12 protein-coding genes are annotated in these 15491 nt (G+C 70.0%); 7 read left to right on the forward strand and 5 right to left on the reverse strand.

The features are described from left to right. Nucleotides 1-40 precede the first annotated feature (40 nt). The 4 genes from AC1HFW_RS11780 (at nt 41) to AC1HFW_RS11795 (ending at nt 4991) form a co-directional block, all read left to right on the forward strand. Nucleotides 41-835 carry an alpha/beta fold hydrolase gene (locus tag AC1HFW_RS11780; RefSeq protein ID WP_479283483.1) on the forward strand — a complete coding sequence of 265 codons (795 nt, stop codon included), beginning with the start codon at nt 41-43 and terminating at the stop codon, nt 833-835. A 189-nt stretch (nt 836-1024) separates the two neighbouring features. Continuing rightward, nucleotides 1025-2476, forward strand: a complete 1452-nt coding sequence (locus AC1HFW_RS11785) for an NCS1 family nucleobase:cation symporter-1 (protein WP_116521180.1) — start codon at nt 1025-1027, stop codon at nt 2474-2476. A gap of 134 nt (nt 2477-2610) precedes the next feature. Then, nucleotides 2611-3990, forward strand: a complete 1380-nt coding sequence (locus AC1HFW_RS11790) for an HdeD family acid-resistance protein (protein WP_241073712.1) — start codon at nt 2611-2613, stop codon at nt 3988-3990. After that, nucleotides 3987-4991, forward strand: coding sequence for an Lnb N-terminal periplasmic domain-containing protein (locus AC1HFW_RS11795; RefSeq protein WP_479283486.1), 1005 nt, complete (start codon nt 3987-3989; stop codon nt 4989-4991). Before AC1HFW_RS11790 ends, AC1HFW_RS11795 begins: the two co-directional genes overlap by 4 nt. A 13-nt stretch (nt 4992-5004) precedes the next feature. On the opposite strand, the gene AC1HFW_RS11800 is transcribed toward AC1HFW_RS11795, so the two are convergent. Next, nucleotides 5005-5748 (reverse strand): SDR family NAD(P)-dependent oxidoreductase, encoded by a 744-nt coding sequence (locus AC1HFW_RS11800; RefSeq protein ID WP_479283487.1) that lies wholly within the window; start codon nt 5746-5748, stop codon nt 5005-5007. Between the two features lie 27 nt (nt 5749-5775). Continuing rightward, nucleotides 5776-6459, reverse strand: coding sequence for a TetR/AcrR family transcriptional regulator (locus tag AC1HFW_RS11805; RefSeq protein WP_479283488.1), 684 nt, complete (start codon nt 6457-6459; stop codon nt 5776-5778). Nucleotides 6460-6540: 81 nt separating this feature from the next. Between AC1HFW_RS11805 and AC1HFW_RS11810 the strand changes: the two genes are divergently transcribed. Beyond that, a complete protein-coding gene (locus AC1HFW_RS11810) occupies nt 6541-7209 on the forward strand; it encodes an O-methyltransferase (RefSeq protein ID WP_479283490.1) in 669 nt (222 codons plus the stop codon). A gap of 13 nt (nt 7210-7222) precedes the next feature. Here AC1HFW_RS11810 and AC1HFW_RS11815 read toward each other — a convergent pair whose 3' ends face one another. After that, nucleotides 7223-8761: an MFS transporter gene (locus tag AC1HFW_RS11815; RefSeq protein ID WP_479283492.1), complete on the reverse strand. Its 1539-nt coding sequence runs from the start codon at nt 8759-8761 to the stop codon at nt 7223-7225. Nucleotides 8762-8873: 112 nt separating this feature from the next. On the opposite strand from AC1HFW_RS11815, the gene AC1HFW_RS11820 reads away from it, so the two are divergent. Beyond that, nucleotides 8874-9779 (forward strand): LysR family transcriptional regulator, encoded by a 906-nt coding sequence (locus AC1HFW_RS11820; protein ID WP_479283493.1) that lies wholly within the window; start codon nt 8874-8876, stop codon nt 9777-9779. A 55-nt stretch (nt 9780-9834) separates the two neighbouring features. On the opposite strand, the gene AC1HFW_RS11825 is transcribed toward AC1HFW_RS11820, so the two are convergent. Then, nucleotides 9835-12519 (reverse strand): hybrid sensor histidine kinase/response regulator, encoded by a 2685-nt coding sequence (locus AC1HFW_RS11825; protein ID WP_479283495.1) that lies wholly within the window; start codon nt 12517-12519, stop codon nt 9835-9837. After that, nucleotides 12512-13342: a response regulator transcription factor gene (locus AC1HFW_RS11830; protein WP_479283496.1), complete on the reverse strand. Its 831-nt coding sequence runs from the start codon at nt 13340-13342 to the stop codon at nt 12512-12514. Before AC1HFW_RS11830 ends, AC1HFW_RS11825 begins: the two co-directional genes overlap by 8 nt. 465 nt (nt 13343-13807) lie before the next feature. Here AC1HFW_RS11830 and AC1HFW_RS11835 point away from each other — a divergent pair, with 465 nt between their 5' ends. Beyond that, entirely contained in the window at nt 13808-15484 is a 1677-nt protein-coding gene (locus AC1HFW_RS11835) for a ShlB/FhaC/HecB family hemolysin secretion/activation protein (protein WP_006395734.1), read from the forward strand. Nucleotides 15485-15491 lie beyond the last annotated feature (7 nt).

The following is a 15491-nucleotide window of genomic DNA, read 5'->3' on the forward strand; positions in this document are numbered from 1 at the left end:
AACGGCGCCGCGGCGCCTTTTTGCTTTCCAGGACCCCACCATGTCGTCGATCGCCAGCCAGGATGTCTATGTGCCCACCCAGCAAGGCCGCCTCTTCGCGCGGCGCTGGGACCCCGCTGGCCAGGGCGCGGGCGCGGCGCCGATCGTGCTGCTGCATGATTCGCTGGGCTGCGTCGACCTGTGGCGCGACTTCCCCGAGCACCTGGCCGCGGCGACCGGCCGCGCCGTCATCGCCTACGACCGGCTCGGCTTTGGCCGCTCCGATCCCAACCCCGCCACGCTCGTCACGGGCTTCGTCGAGGCCGAGGCCACCGATGGCTTCCAGGCGCTGCGCCGGACGCTCGACATCGGCCCCTTCATCGCCTTCGGCCACAGCGTCGGCGGCGGCATGGGCATCTGCTGCGCGGCGGTGCATCGCGACGATTGCCGGGCGCTGATCACCGAGTCCGCCCAGACCTTCGCCGAAGACCGCACGCTCGACGGCATCCGCGCGGCGCAGCGCAACTTCGCCGAGCCCGGCCAGCTGGACCGCCTGAAGAAGTACCACGGCGACAAGGCCGCCTGGGTGCTGAGCGCCTGGGTCGACACCTGGCTGTCGCCCGCCTTCGCCGACTGGAACCTCAACGACACGCTGCGCCAGATCGCCTGCCCGGTGCTGGCGCTGCATGGCGAGGTGGACGAGTACGGCTCGGCCGCGCATCCCGAGATCATCGCTCGCCTGACCGGCGGCAGGCAGGCGCTGCTGGAGAACTGCGGCCACGTGCCGCACCGCGAGCAGGAGCACATCGTGCTTGACCTGGCCAGCCAGTGGCTGCGGGGCGCGGTGCCGGCCTGACGGCTGCCGGGGCCTGTACAGGCAGGCCCCCTTCCCGGAAGGGAAAACCCCAGGGGCGTATTGGCGCAAAGGTTGTATACACTCTTTGCACACCATAGTACGCGCCAGGCTCCGTCCAAGTGATGCTGCTGTATTGGTCCGCCCGGCTTCCTTTACGGCCATGCCCACACCTGGGTCAGGGAGCTCGCCATCGATATCCGAAATCCGTCGCCCGGTCTCTACAACGAGGACCTGGCCCCCACGAAAGACCGCCGCTGGGGCGCCTTCAGCATCTTCAACGTCTGGACCTCGGACGTGCACAGCCTGTGGGGCTATTACCTGGCCGCCAGCCTGTTCCTGCTGTGCGGCAGCTTCGTCAACTTCCTGATCGCCATCGGCCTGAGTTCGCTGGTGATCTTCTTCCTCATGAACCTGATGGGCTATGCCGGCGAAAAGACCGGCGTGCCCTACCCCGTCCTGGCGCGCGCCTCGTTCGGCATCTGGGGCGCCAACCTGGCGGCGCTGGTGCGCGCGGTGGTGGCCTGCTTCTGGTACGGCGCGCAGACGGCGGCCGCCTCCGGCGCCATCGTCGCGCTGCTGGTGCGCAACGACAGCCTGCTGGCCTTCCACCAGAACACGCACTGGCTGGGGCACTCGGGGCTGGAACTGATCTGCTACGTCGGCATCTGGGCGCTGCAATTGCTCATCATCCAGAAAGGCATGGAGACCGTGCGCCGGTTCCAGGACTGGGCCGGCCCGGCCGTGTGGATCGCCATGCTGGTGCTGGCGGTGGGGCTGTGCGTGAAGGCCGGCGGCTTCAGCCTCGACCACGGCATTCCGATGGAGGTGCTGCTCGACAAGACCCGCGACGCGGGCGTGAACGGCGCGCCGGGCAGTTTCTGGGCCCTGATGGCGGTGGGCGCGACCTGGATCACGTACTTCGCGGCGCTGTACCTGAACTTCTGCGATTTCTCGCGCTATGCCCGCGACAAGCAGGCGGTGAAGCGCGGCAACCTGTGGGGCCTGCCGGTGAACCTGGTGGCCTTCTCGCTGGTGGCCGGCGTCACCACCATCGCCGCCTACAAGGTCTACGGCGAGGTGCTGCTGCACCCCGAGCAGATCTCCACCAAGTTCGACAGCTGGGTGCTGGCGCTGCTGGCCGCCCTGACCTTCGCGGTGGCCACGCTGGGCATCAACGTGGTGGCGAACTTCGTGTCGGCCGCGTTCGACATCTCGAACGTGTTCCCCAAGCGCATCGACTTCAAGCGCGGCGGCTACATCGCCGCGCTGATCGCCCTGGTGCTGTATCCCTTCGCGCCGTGGGAAGGCGGCGCGGCGCACTTCGTCAACGCCATCGGCGCCACCATGGGGCCGCTGCTGGGCATCATCCTGGTGGACTATTACCTGGTGGCCAAGGGCCGCATCAATGTCGCGGCGCTGTATGACGAGCATGGCGAATACCGCTACCAGGGCGGCTGGAACGTCAACGCGCTGATCGCCACCGGCATCGGCAGCGTGTTCTCGACCATCCTGCCCAACTTCACGGACGTGTTGCCGGCCTGGTGGGCCACCTACGGCTGGTTCTTCGGCGTGATGATCGGCGGCGGCGTCTACTGGGTGCTGGCCACGCTGCGCCCGCGGGTGATTCCGGCCATGGCCTGAAGCGGCCCCGGCCCGCGCCGGCGCGCCAGGCGCCGACGCGGGCGCAGGCTCGACGTCCGGGCCGCGCTCGCGGTACCCTGCATGCGATACCCGCCATTCGTGGCATCGCGCCTTTGCATGGAGAGCCTGCCCCCATGAGCCATCTGGTCTTGCTGCTGCTTGGCGTCGACTATCTGCACAAGCGGGCCCGCGCCCTGATGATCGGCGGCTGGCTGATGCTGGCCGCCGGGGCGTTCGTCTTCATCGACGCCCTCGATAACGCGCTCTACTTCCCCCTGAATTTCTTCGCCGCGCTGCTGGTGATCGAAGGCATCGCCACGCTGGCCATCGCCAAGTCGGGCGTGGGCGGCCAGCGGGTGCTGCGCTACACCAAGGGCGTGTTCGTGCTGCTGGCCGGCACCCTGGTGCTGGCGGGCCATCATCACGGGCATTTCATGCTGTCGATGATTTTCGGGCTGCTGTTCCTGGTGGACGGGCTGATCCAGTGCATCGCCGCCTACGTGGTGCGCTACCCGCGCTGGCGCGTGGTGTTCGCCTCGGGCGTGGCCGAGGTGCTGCTGGCGGTCTTCTTCTTCCAGCCCTACCCCACCCATTACGTCGGCACGGTGCCTTACTGCATCGGCCTGTTCCTGGCGATCTCGGGCCTGAAGCTGCTGTGGCTGGCGCGCCGCGTGCGCAACCTGGACGCCAACCCGGCGCTGGCCGTCAATCCCGATCCGGCCTTCATGCCGACGCGCGTCGAAGGCCCGGCGCAGAAGGTGTTCGACGGCCCGCCACAGGCTGGCGAACGCGCCCTGACCGTGCATGTGTGGACGCCGTCGGGCTCGGCCAGGACCGAGACGCGCAACTATCCGGTGGTCGACCGCTACATCGCCGCCGTGGACAGCAACGGCGTCATCTCCACCGGCCATGCCGCGCTCGAATCCCCCGAGGGCGTCTACATCAGCCTGTACCCGGCCCAGGAAATCGACCGCTCGCCCGAACAATTCGGCACGCTGCTGCGCGCCACCGCCGAGAACAACGTGCCGGGCGTCTATCAGCCCGACTACGCCACCGAGTCGAAGGCCTGGTGCCCGTCGACCACGCAGGTGCGCATCCGCAACTACGACCCGGCCAAGCTGCAGGCGTTCTGGGACGACTACCGCCAGACCGAGATCTACAACCTGACCCACCGCAACTGTTCCAGTTCGGTGTCGGCCGCGCTGGAAGCGGCGCTGGACGGCGTGGTCGGCCGCCTGCACGGCCCGGGCGCGGGCTGGGCGGTGCTGTGGCGGCTGCTGTTCACGCCGGAACTGTGGGTGGCGGCGCAGATCCGCAAGCGCGCGCTGACCATGGCCTGGACCCCGGGCCTGACGCTGGACTACACGCGCGCGCTCAGCATGCTGGCCGATCCGCGGCCCTTCGGCTGGTGGAAGATGTCGCAGGCGGCGATCCGCCAGATCGCGGCGCTGCGCGCCGGCTGGCGCCGCCAGGACCGCGAGGCCGTCGCCCGCAACGCCCAGACCCAGTCATGACGGCGCTGACGGTGCTCGGGGCGGCCATGATCGTCGCCGGCGCCCTGTGGGGGGCGCTGGCGCTGTGGTTCCAGTCGCCCGGGCGGGGCCATGCCCGCGTGCTGGCGCCGCTGGCCTGGCTGGCAGTGGCCGCCGCCGCGCTGGCCGGACTGGCCTGGGGCCACCGGCTGCCGGCCGTGGTGTTCGGCGCGATGCTGCTGATCCTGCTGATCTGGTGGGTGTGGGGCATGCGGCCATCCAACGACCGCGACTGGATGCCCGAAGTGGCCCGCACCACTTACGGCGAAGTGGACGGCGACCGCCTGACACTGCACAACGTTCGCAACTTCGACTGGCGCTCGCGCACCGACTTCGACGCGCGCTGGGAAACCCGCCACTACGATCTGTCGCAACTGGCCTCGGTGGACCTGGCGCTGTCGTATTGGGGCCGGCCGGCGATCGCGCACGCGCTGGTGTCGTTCGGCTTCACCGACGGCCAATACGTGGTGTTCTCGGTGGAGATCCGCCGCAAGCGCAACGACACGTTCTCGGAGATCGGCGGCTTCTTCCGCCAATACGAGCTGTCGGTGCTGGCCTCGGCCGAGGAAGACAGCCTGCGGGTGCGCACCAACGTGCGCGGCGAGGACGGCTACCTGTACCGCGTGCACATGCCGGCCGGCGCGCCGCGCAAGCTGCTGCTGTCGTACGTGGACACCGCCACGCGCCTGCGGCGCCAGCCGCGCTTCTACAACACGCTGACCGCCAACTGCATCACCATCGTGTACCGGCTGGCCGACAAGATCGTGCCCGGTCTGCCGCTGGATTACCGCCTGTTGTTGTCGGGCTATCTGCCGGAGTACCTGTACCGGCTCGGGGCCCTGGAAGGCGCCGCCAGCGTGCAGGCCTATCGGGATGCCGGCCGCTACACCGAGCGGGCCCGCGCTACCCAGGACGCGGCGCAGTACTCGCGCAACATCCGGCGCGGCGTGCCGGGCGTGCCGCCGTCCGCAACGGGCGCGTGACGGCCATCGCGCCTCAGGTCAGGTTCAGGCCGCCGTCGGACAGCAGGATCTCGCCCGTCAGGTAGTCGGACTGCGCCAGCCACGCCACCGCCTGGGCGATGTCGTCCGGACTGGCGGCGCGGCGCATCGGCGCGCGTTCGCGCCACAGCTGCTGCGCCTGGGTCCAGTCCTGCGTGAGCGGCGTGTCCACCAGCCCGGGCGCCACCGCGTTGACGCGGATGTCCGGCGCCAGCGTCACCGCCAGCAGGCGCGTCACATGGTTCAGCGCCGCCTTGGCCGCCGCGTACGGAATCGACGCGCCCTTGGGCCGCACGCCGGCGTGCGAGCTGACGTTCACCACGCATCCCGGCCGGCCACGCGCCGCCGACGCCGACAGCGCCGCCTGCGCCTCGGCCACCAGGCGGAACGGCGCGACCACGTTGACCTCGTGCATCTCATGCCAGACCTCGGGCGTGGCCGCCGCCAGGTCGCCATGGGGAATCACGCGGCTGATGCCGGCGTTGTTGACCAGCACATCCAGCCGCCCCCACGCCGCCACCGCTTCGCGCACCAGGCGGACGCGATCGGCATCGACGGCCAGGTCGGCCTGCACGTACACCGCCGAGCCCAGCTCGGCGGCCAGCGCCCGGCCCGCCTCGGCCGACTGGCGCGAATGCAGGACCACGGCATAGCCCTCGCGCGCCAGGCGCCGGGCGATGGCGGCGCCGATGCCGGAGGTGGAACCGGTCACCAGCGCAACGGGAAGGGAATCAGGCATGTCGTCAGGATCAGAAAGGGAAATGGATCAGCGCGAAGGCGCCGGGGAGGACTTGCGGGCCAGCCCGCGCGCCGGACCGGCCTGGCGCGCCAGGCTGTCGAGATAAGCGCACAGCATGTCCGCCAGCGCGTCCGCATAGGCCTCGATCTCGGCGTCGGCGCGCGGGCTTTCCGAGAACTGCTTGCCGACGGCGCTGAGCGTGTGGGTGATGAGATCGCCGGCCAGCGCGCGGGTCGCGTCGGCGGCATTGGGCAGGGCCTCGCCCAGGAAGGCGAGCACGATGCGGCTGCCCTCTTCCTTGGTGGCGCGCGCCTCGGGCGCATCGCGGTAGAGCGGCGCGGCGTCGTTGAGAGCCACGCGCATCACCGCCTCTTCGCATTCCGAGCGCACGAAGGCGTGCACCAGGTTGCGCAGCCGCTGGGGCGGCGCGTGGGCGGTGTCTTCGAGCAGGCGGCGCAGCAGGTCCGAGGTCTGCTGCCATTCCTGCGTCTGCAGCCGGTACAGGATGGCGGCCTTGTTGGGGAAGTACTGGTAGAGCGATCCGATGCTGACGCCGGCCTTCTCGGCGACCCGGGCGGTGGTGAAACGCGTGGCGCCTTCCTGGGCCAAAACCTGAGCCCCGGCTTGCAGGATGGCCGCGACCAGCTCGGCCGAACGGGTCTGCTGCGGCTGTTTTCTCTCGGAAAGCCGGGTGCTGCGGCGTGTGGTCATGGCGGCTCGGGAAATGCGAATAGAGAAATGCGACGAATTCGTCGTATTCTAAACCCGCAATCGCTACTGGAAAACCGCCTCATGACCAATACCCTGACTTCCCCTTCCCTGGCCGCGCTGCTCGACCGTCTTTTCACGCAGGCCGACGCCTCGTGGTCCCAGGCCGCCCCCGCGCTGGCCAACATGTCCGACGCCGAACAGGCGCGGCTGATGCGCAGCAAGACCGACTACCGCGAGTTCTACGGCCGCATGAAGGACCTGCCGCTGGCCGTCTCGCCCGAGACCGGCACGCTGCTCTACATGCTGGCGCGCAGCACGCAGGCCCATTCCATCGTCGAGTTCGGCACCTCGTTCGGCATCTCGACGCTGCACCTGGCGGCGGCGTTGCGCGACAACGGCGGCGGCCGGCTGATCACCACCGAGTTCGAGCCGTCCAAGGTGGCGCGCGCCTGCGAACACCTGGCCGAGGCCGGGCTGGCCGACCTGGTGGAGCTGCGCCAGGGCGACGCGCTGCAGACGCTGGCAACCGATCTGCCGGACCGCATCGACCTGGTGCTGCTCGATGGCGCCAAGGCGCTCTATTCGGACGTGCTGGCCCTGCTGGAAAGCCGCCTGCGCCCCGGCGCGCTGATCGTGGCGGACAACGCCGATCATTGCCCCGAATACCTGGCGCGGGTGCGCTCGCCGGCCTCGGGCTACCTGTCGACGCCGTTCGGCGGCGACGTGGAACTGTCGATGCGGCTGGGATGAGCCGCGGCGCGGCTCAGGCCCGCGCCGCCGCCGACGGCGCGGCCGCGCGGGTCTCCGGCCGGCCGAGGAACAGGAACACCACCAGCGCCGTCAGCACCGTGATCGCCGCCAGGACCCACGCCAACGTGGCGAAGGCATCGGCCGAGGCCCGCGCCAGGGCGGCGCGCCCGACGCCCGGCAGGAGCCCGGCCACCGCGTCGAAGTCGCCCGCGACCAGTTGTTGCGCGGCCTGCGCCGCCTGCGACGCGGCGCCGGGCAACGCCGCGGCCAGATGGCTGGCGGTCAACGCGCTCAGCAGCGCGCTGACCACGGCCAGCGCCACGCCCTCGCCGGCCACCCGCGTGGTGCTGAAGATGCCGGTGGCCATGCCGGCCCGTTCGGTCGGCACCACGCTGACGGCCAGGCCGTCCATCAGCCCCCACGGCAGGCTGATGCCGATGCCGATCAGCAGCATCGGGCCGACCAGGGCCGCCACCTGCCCGGCCGTCATCGCCAGCCCGAGCCAGGCCAGGCCGGCGGCCGCCAGCAGCAGCCCCGCGCCGCAGATCAGCGCCGGCGCCAGCCAGCGCGTCAGCTGGCCCGCCACCACCGGCAACAGCAGCAGGGGCGCGGACAGCGCGATCATCATCCGGCCGGCCGCGATTTCACCCAGGCCGTCGACGGCGATGAAGCGCACCGGCAACAGGATCAGCAGCACCACGAAGGCGTAGGCCGGCGCGGCCGCCAGCAGTTGCACGCCCAGGAAGCGCGGATAGCGGAACAGCGTCAGGTCGAGCATCGGCCGCGCCGCGCGCAGTTCGATCAGGCCGAACACGGCGAACAGCGCCACCGCCGCCGCCAGCATCGCCAGCGTCGACGGATCGCCCCAACCGCTTTGCGGCGCCCGCATGATGCCCCACGTCAGCAGCGCCAGGGCGGCGCTGAAAGTGGCCGCGCCGGGCCAGTCCAGGCGCCCGGCCGCGGGGTCGCGCGATTCGCGCAGGCCGCGCGCGCCCAGCGCGAACGCGACGGCGGCCAGCGCAATCACCAGCAGGAAGATGCTGCGCCAGCCGAAGCGCTCGATCAGCACCGCCGAGGCGATCGGCCCGAACGACAGGCCGGCGCCGAAGCTGGCGCCCAGCAGGCTGAAGGCGCGCATGCGGTCGGGTCCGTCGAACTCCTGCGCCAGCGCGGCGGCGCCGCCCGAGAAGATCGCCGCCCCGCCCAGGCCCTGCGCCGCGCGCAGCAGGTCGAAGGCGACGATGCCGGGCGCGTAGACCAGGCCGACGGAAGCGGCGATGAAGATCGCGGCCCCCGCCAGGAACACGCGGCGGCGGCCATAGCGGTCGGCCAGCGCGCCGGCCACCAGCAGCGTGCTGCCGAACACCAGCATGAAGGCATTGGTGATCCAGTTCAGCGCCACCGGGCTGCCGCCCAGGTCGCGCGCGATCGACGGCAACGCGATGGCGGGGCCGGTGAAGGTGAACGGCATGGCCGCGCACGCCAGGCACACGGCGATCAGGATCAGGATCTTGCGGGCCGCGGCGGGCGGCGGGGAAACGGTCGATGGCATGGACGGCATCACAACGAAACGGGAACGGCATTGAAGATACAGAGGCTCTCCTGATGGATAAATAGGTTAAAAATCCACACATCAAGGAATTAATTTCTTCAATGGAATCACCATGGACCGCTTGAGCGGCTTATTGCCCTTTGTCCGCAGCGCCGAGCTGGGCGGCTTTGCCGCCGCCGGCCGCGACCTGGATCTGTCGCCCTCGGCGGTGGGCAAGGCCGTGGCGCGGCTGGAGCAGGACCTGCACGTGCGCCTGTTCCAGCGCAGCACGCGCCGCATGCAATTGACCGAGGAAGGCCGGCTGTTCTTCGAGCGCTGCAAGCGCATCCTGGAAGAGCTGGACGACGCGCACGACATGCTGTCGCAGACGCTGCGCGAGCCGCGCGGCCACCTGCGCGTGAGCGCGCCGCTGGTGAGCTACCACTTCCTGCTGCCGGTGCTGCCGGCCTTTGCCGCGCGCTATCCGGGCATCGAGCTGGACATGGATTTCAACGACCGCATCGTCGACCTGATCGGCGAACGCGTCGATGTGGCGATCCGCAGCGGCGACCTGCCCGATTCACGCCTGGCGGCGCGGCCCCTGGGCACCTTCCGGCTGCGGCTGTGCGCCGCGCCGGACTACCTGGCGCGCCACGGCGCGCCGCAGCGGCCGCGCGACCTGGAACGGCACCGCGCTGTGCGGTTCCGCTATCCCAACGCCGGCACGTTGCAGGCATGGCCGCTGGCGCTGGCCCCCGGCGAGGCCGAGCCGCGGCTGACGGCCGCGTTCACCTGCAACAACATGGAAGCCCTGCTGGGCGCCACCATCCAGGGGTTCGGCATCAGCTGCATGCCCGACTTCCTGGCGCGCGACGCGCTCGCCGCCGGCACGCTGCGCACGGTGCTGGATGACCAGGTAAACGGCGCGGGCCGCTTCCAGGCGCTGTGGCCGTCGAACCGCAACCTGTCGCCCAAGGTCAGGGTGTTCGTGGATTTCCTGGGCGAACGGCTGTTCCGCGACGGCCCCGGGCCAGCCTAGCGCCTGTTCACCCTCAAAGGCGCCTGGCGCAGGCCCTGGCGCCGCCGCGCGCGGATCACGCCACCGGCATCCGCTCGCACAGCTTGCCGATCGCGGCCAGGTCGCCCAGGCGCGCCAGGCGCTGCACCTGCTGGCTGAAGTCCGTGAAGGCCGGATCGCGCGCCTGGATCGCGCGCGCCCAATCCATCAGGTCCGAGATGCCGCCGATGTCCAGCAGCCGCTGCACCTGCTCCAGCTCGGCGCGCGACAGGCACGGCATCGGCGCCGACACGAGCGATGCTTCGCGGGCAATCTGCTGCGTCGGCAACTGCAGCAACCTGCCCAGCACGTGCCGCAGCTCGACCAGGTTGATGGGCTTGAGCAGGCTGGCGTCGTAGCCGGCGCCGTCCGGCGTGGGCGCCTCCTGCGGCGTGGCCGACACGGCCACCACCGGCAGGTCCGGCCAGCGCGCGCGGGCGGCCGCGAGCACGGCCGAGCCGTCGGCGCCTTCCATGCGATGGTCGGTCAGGATCAGGTCGGGCCGCTGCGCGTCATCGGCCTGGATGCGCGCCACCATGCGCAGGCCGTCGGCCTCGCTTTCCACCTGGAAGCCCAGGCTGGCCAGTTCCTCGACCAGGAATTCGCGGATTTCCGGCGTGTCCTCGGCCAGCCAGATGCGCCGCCCGGTTCCGTCCAGCAGCGGCAGCACATGGGCCGCGGCGGCGATGTAGTGATGCGACACGCGCGATTCGTCCACCTGCCTGACCGGCAACACCACCCGGATCGTGGTGCCCTGCCCCAGCTCGCTCTCGACCTGGATGCGGCCGTGCATGCGCTGCACCCATTGCTGCACGATGGCCAGGCCGAGCCCGACGCCGGGCTGGTTTTCGGCCGACGACAGCCGCTGGAAGGGTTCGAAGATGTGCTGCCGGTCCTGCGGCGCGATGCCGCAGCCGGTATCGCCCACCGACAGCGTCAGCCAGCCGCAGGGCTCGCCCGCGCCGGGCGCGGCGTAGTCCGCCGTCAGCGTCAGCACGCCGCCGCGGGTGAACTTGGCGGCATTGTCGATGAGATTGGACAGCACCTGCCGCACCCGCTTGCCGTCCATTTCCAGCACGGCCGGCAGCGCGTCCGCCACCCGCAGTTCGAAGCGGTTGTCCTGGCGGGCGGCGATCGGCGCGGATTCCTTGGCCACGGTGTCGAGCAAGGCGTGCACGTACTCGGGCGCCAGGCGCAGCGCCTGGCCGCCGGCGCCCGCGGCGTAGTCGATCAGGTCGTTCACCATGCCCAGCATGTGGTCGGCGCTGCGGCGGATGACGGCGCCGCGCGGCGCGTCGTCGCGGCCGCCGGCCTGGATCAGGTCGGCGAAACCGATGATCGAGGTCAGCGGGGTGCGCAGGTCATGGCTGATGCGCGCCAGGAAGTCCTGGCGCACCCGGCCGGCCTCGTCGGCCAGGATCAGCGCCGCCTGCAACGCCTGGGTGCGCTCGGTGACGGCCTGGTCCAGGCGCTGGTGTTCGCGTTCGCGCGCCTGCGCCAGTTCGCGCTGGGCGGCCAGCCGTTCCTGGCGGTGCTGGCGCGACCGGCCATACAGCAGCACGGCCAGCATCAGCGAGACCGACAGCAGGTCCCAGGCGACTTCCGGCCCGCCCTCCCAGCGGCCCGGCAGCAGGCCGTGGATGTAGGCCACGCGCAGGAACAGGCAGGCGCAATAGACGGCGAAGGACAGCAGGAAGATGCGCGCGTTGGCGTGGCCGCGGCGCCAGCCATCGGCCATGGAGACGAGCCAGACCAGCGCCCACAGGAAGATCAGGCCGATCAGCGCCTGCGCGGCCTCGCGGTAGTCGCCCAGCGCCGCCCAGACCGTGCCGGCGACGCCCGCGGCGATCAGCGACAGGTACACCCCGCGCCACAGGCGCACCCGGTGCAGGTCGGCGAACAGCATCGCCATGAACGCGAACAGCGACGCCGCCAGCGTCGCCAGGACGCTGGGCGCGCGCAGCGCCATGTCGCCGCCGCCGGTCAGCACGTAGCGATACAGCAGCCCCTGGAACGACAGGCTGTAGAGAATCTCGATGAAGACGGCGGCGGACAGCAGCAGGAACACCGGGTCGCGCTGGACCACGCCAAGCAGGCCGGCGTAGATCCCGACCATCGCCAGGGCGCCGACCAGCAGCGCCACCAGCATGGTGTTGCGCTGCGTCTGGCTGACGAACGCCGCCGGCGTGCGCAGGGTGGGCTCCATGTTGATGGCCGAGCGGCTCTGCACCCGCACCAGCACCGTCATGTGCTCGCCCGGCTCGAGCCGCAGCGGCGCCACCGACACGCTGGCCAGCACCTCGCGCCCGGCCAGCGGTTCGCGATTGCCTTGCAGCAGGACCTTGGCCGGCGTCGCCTGCCCCGGCGGGAACAGGTAGAAGCGCACGTCTTCCAGGCGCGGCACGCCGAACGACAGCCAGCGCTCCTGGGTGCTGCCGGAGCTGTTGCTGACCTCCAGGCGCAGCCAGAACGCCGAGGCCGAATAGCCGCGGTTCAACCAGCCGGCGCTCACGGGTTGCCAGGCGTCATCGAGGATCTGGCTGGCGTCGCGGCTGGCGCTCTTGTCTTCGATGCCCCGCAGTTCGCCGGTCAGCGGCAGGCTGCCGCTCACCGCGCTCAGGTCGATGACGGGTTGGACGGCCTGCGCGCGCACGGGCAGGATCAGGCAGGACAACGCCAGCCACAGCAACCAGGCCACCAGGCCCGGACGAACACTACGCATGCGGATCCCGTTCCTGGCGCAAGGCGGTCGGCGCCATGCCGAACCGCTCGCGGAATGCGGTGGAAAAATTGCCGCGGTTGCCAAAGCCCACCGCCTGCGAAATCGCCTGGATGTCCAGGCCGGTCTCGCACAGCAGGCGGCGCGCCTCGCGCATGCGCTCTTCGCGCAGGAACTCGAACACGGTGGTGCCGGCGCAGCGCCGGAAGGCCTGGTTCAAGCGCCGCGCGTTGGTGCCCAGCGCCTGGGCCAGGGCCACCAGCTCGGGCGTGTGGTCGAGCCGTTCGCGCAGCAGCTTGCGCGCGGCGCGAAACAGCACGCCGTCGAGCGAGGTCCCCGCGGCGACGGCCGACGTGCCGTCCTCCGGCGACGCCGCGACCGGCGCCGGCGCGGGCGCCGGGATCGGCGCCACCCGCAGGTGGATCAGCAGGCGCAGGCGCACTTCCTCGAAATCGAACGGCTTGGCGACGTAGTCGACCGCGCCCGCCGACAGCCCCGCCACCCGCTCGGTCGGCAGGGCGGCGGCGGTCAGGAAGATGATGGGAATGCCGCGCGTGGCCTGGTCGGCCTTCAGCAGGCGGCAGGCCGCCAGGCCGTCGCAGACCGGCATGTTCACGTCCATCAGGATGATGTCCGGCTGCACCAGCTGCGCCTTGCGGTAGCCGTCGTTGCCATCCTCGGCCACATAGACCCGGCAGTCCTGGCTGGTCAGGAAATCGACCAGCAGCATGCGGTCCTCGGGCCGGTCCTCGACAACCAGCACGCGCAGGCCCGCAAGCTGGCCAGGAAGGAGCGGATGGGAGGCGGCGTCGTTCATGCCGCGCATTCTTTCATGCCGGCGGGGGGACGCGTTGGTAACACGCGACGAAACCGTCGCGGGTTTATGAATATTTTTCCTTGTGGCAAACGTGCCGTGCATTCCGGCAAACCTCGCAAGCGCAATCATTGTTCACACATGATAGTGTTTGTTACATAGGCAACTTGCCGGAAAAGGGAGCGCGTCGTCGACCAAACCGCCGCAGCGTCTCCCGATAACAACATCCCGCGGATACCGGGACGGCACGCCGGCAAGCCCTCTCTGTGAAGCATCCGAAAAGATGCCATTGCCCAGGCAAGAATCCCGCAGTGCCGGATAGTTGTAAAGAACTTTAGAAACTTTGTTTATTGATGTTTGCGAAATATATCTAATAGCTTCGTTTAATTCTGATTGTAACGAATTATCACTTACGTATCCATGCGCCGCCTAGCCCACTCCCGCCGCCCCGCCGTTTTCCGCCAGCCTCCCTTCTCCTTGCGCGCCGGCTTTGCCGCCGTGGTGCTGGCGCTCGCCGCCGGACCGGTGGCCGCGCAGAACGTGCAGTTGCGCCTGCCGTCGGGCGCCGAACCCGGCCGCCAGCTGCCGCAACCGGCCCTGCCGGAAAGCACCCCCACCGCGCCGTCGGTGACCGTGGAGCAAGGCGGGGCCACGGAAGCGCCCGCCGGCGCCGACAAGCTGACCTTCACGCTGACCGACATGCGCGTGGAAGGCGTGACCCGCTATTCGGCCGATTCGCTGCGCCCGCTCTACCAGGGGCTGGTCGGCAAGACCATCACCGTGGCGGACGCCTTCAAGGTGGCCAACGAGATCGAGCTGCGCTACCGCAATGACGGCTACGTCACCACGCGCGTGATCGTGCCGGCGCAGACCATCGACGACGGCCATTTCCGCATCCTGGTGGTCGAGGGCTACATCGCCGACGTGAAGTACGACGGCGACATCGGCCCGGCCCAGGCGGCGGTCGAGAAGCTGGTGCAGCGCCTGCGTGGCGTGCGTCCCATCAACGTGGCGGAAGTCGAGCGCCAGCTGCTGCTGGCCAACGACCTGAACGGCCTGACCGTGCGCGCCTCGCTGGAAGCCTCGCCCAAGGAAGTGGGCGGCTCGGTGCTGGTGGTGCACAGCGAACGCAAGGCGGTCGATGCGCGCCTGGGCATCGACAACCGCGCCTCGCCCTACCTGGGCTGGAGCGAAATGACCGGCCAGGTCACGCTGAACTCGTTCGGCGGGCGCGCCGACAGCCTGACCCTGACCGGCCGCGTGGGTTTCCCCGCCTACCGCAGCAAGGCGGTGGGCGCCAACTACAACATGCTGGTGTCCGACAACGGCATGACCGTCGACGTGGCCGCCAGCTACGCCAAGAGCGAGCCGGGCCGCGAACTGGCCCCGCTGAACGTCGCCAGCGACGTGCAGGCCTATTCGGCCACCGTCACCTACCCGGTGATCCGGTCGCGCCAGGAGAACCTGCGCGCCTTCGGCATGCTGGACGTGCGCAACGTCGCCACCGACATCGTCGAAACCCCCTTCACGCGCGATCGCCTGCGCGTGCTGCGCGCCGGCCTGAGCTATGACCGCACCGACAGCTGGAACGGCATCACCGCCGTGCGCGGCACCGTGCACCAGGGCCTGGACACCATGGGCGCCTCGAAGGAAGGCAACGAGCTGGCCTCGCGCGCCAAGGGCCGCCCGGACTTCCTGAAGCTCACCGCCGAACTGACCCGCCTGCAACAGCTGTCCGACCGCTTCAGCCTGGTGGCCACCTTCGCTGGCCAGTACAGCGCCAACCCGCTGCTGGCCAGCGAGGAATTCGCGCTGGGCGGCCCCAACTTCGGCCGCGGCTACGACGACGGCGAGATGTCCGCGGACTCGGGCGTGGCCGCGTCGCTGGAACTGCGCTATGCCGTGTCCACCGACCGCTTCCTGCCGAACGGCGCCCACGTCTACACGTTCGTGGACGGCGGCCACATCTGGTCGCGCAGCGAAAGCGCGCCGCTGACGCGCGCCAAGCTGTCCTCCTACGGCGCCGGCATGCGCGCCAACCTGACCAAGAACCTGTACGCCACGATCGAAGTGGCCAAGCCCATGAGCTCCGATGTCCTGACCCAGGGCAACAAGGATCCCCGCGTGTTCTTCAGCCTCTCGGCCCAGTACTAATCCGCGA

The organism is Achromobacter sp. ISS7 (assembly GCF_056523125.1).

Bases quoted from the DNA above. Each gene is read 5' to 3' on its own strand.
- AC1HFW_RS11780 (WP_479283483.1), top strand. From the start codon at position 41: ATGTCGTCGATCGCCAGCCAGGATGTCTATGTGCCCACCCAGCAAGGC.
- AC1HFW_RS11790 (WP_241073712.1), top strand. From the start codon at position 2,611: ATGAGCCATCTGGTCTTGCTGCTGCTTGGCGTCGACTATCTGCACAAG.
- AC1HFW_RS11795 (WP_479283486.1), top strand. From the start codon at position 3,987: ATGACGGCGCTGACGGTGCTCGGGGCGGCCATGATCGTCGCCGGCGCC.
- AC1HFW_RS11800 (WP_479283487.1), bottom strand. From the start codon at position 5,748: ATGCCTGATTCCCTTCCCGTTGCGCTGGTGACCGGTTCCACCTCCGGC.
- AC1HFW_RS11805 (WP_479283488.1), bottom strand. From the start codon at position 6,459: ATGACCACACGCCGCAGCACCCGGCTTTCCGAGAGAAAACAGCCGCAG.
- AC1HFW_RS11810 (WP_479283490.1), top strand. From the start codon at position 6,541: ATGACCAATACCCTGACTTCCCCTTCCCTGGCCGCGCTGCTCGACCGT.
- AC1HFW_RS11815 (WP_479283492.1), bottom strand. From the start codon at position 8,761: ATGCCATCGACCGTTTCCCCGCCGCCCGCCGCGGCCCGCAAGATCCTG.
- AC1HFW_RS11820 (WP_479283493.1), top strand. From the start codon at position 8,874: ATGGACCGCTTGAGCGGCTTATTGCCCTTTGTCCGCAGCGCCGAGCTG.
- AC1HFW_RS11825 (WP_479283495.1), bottom strand. From the start codon at position 12,519: ATGCGTAGTGTTCGTCCGGGCCTGGTGGCCTGGTTGCTGTGGCTGGCG.
- AC1HFW_RS11830 (WP_479283496.1), bottom strand. From the start codon at position 13,342: ATGCGCGGCATGAACGACGCCGCCTCCCATCCGCTCCTTCCTGGCCAG.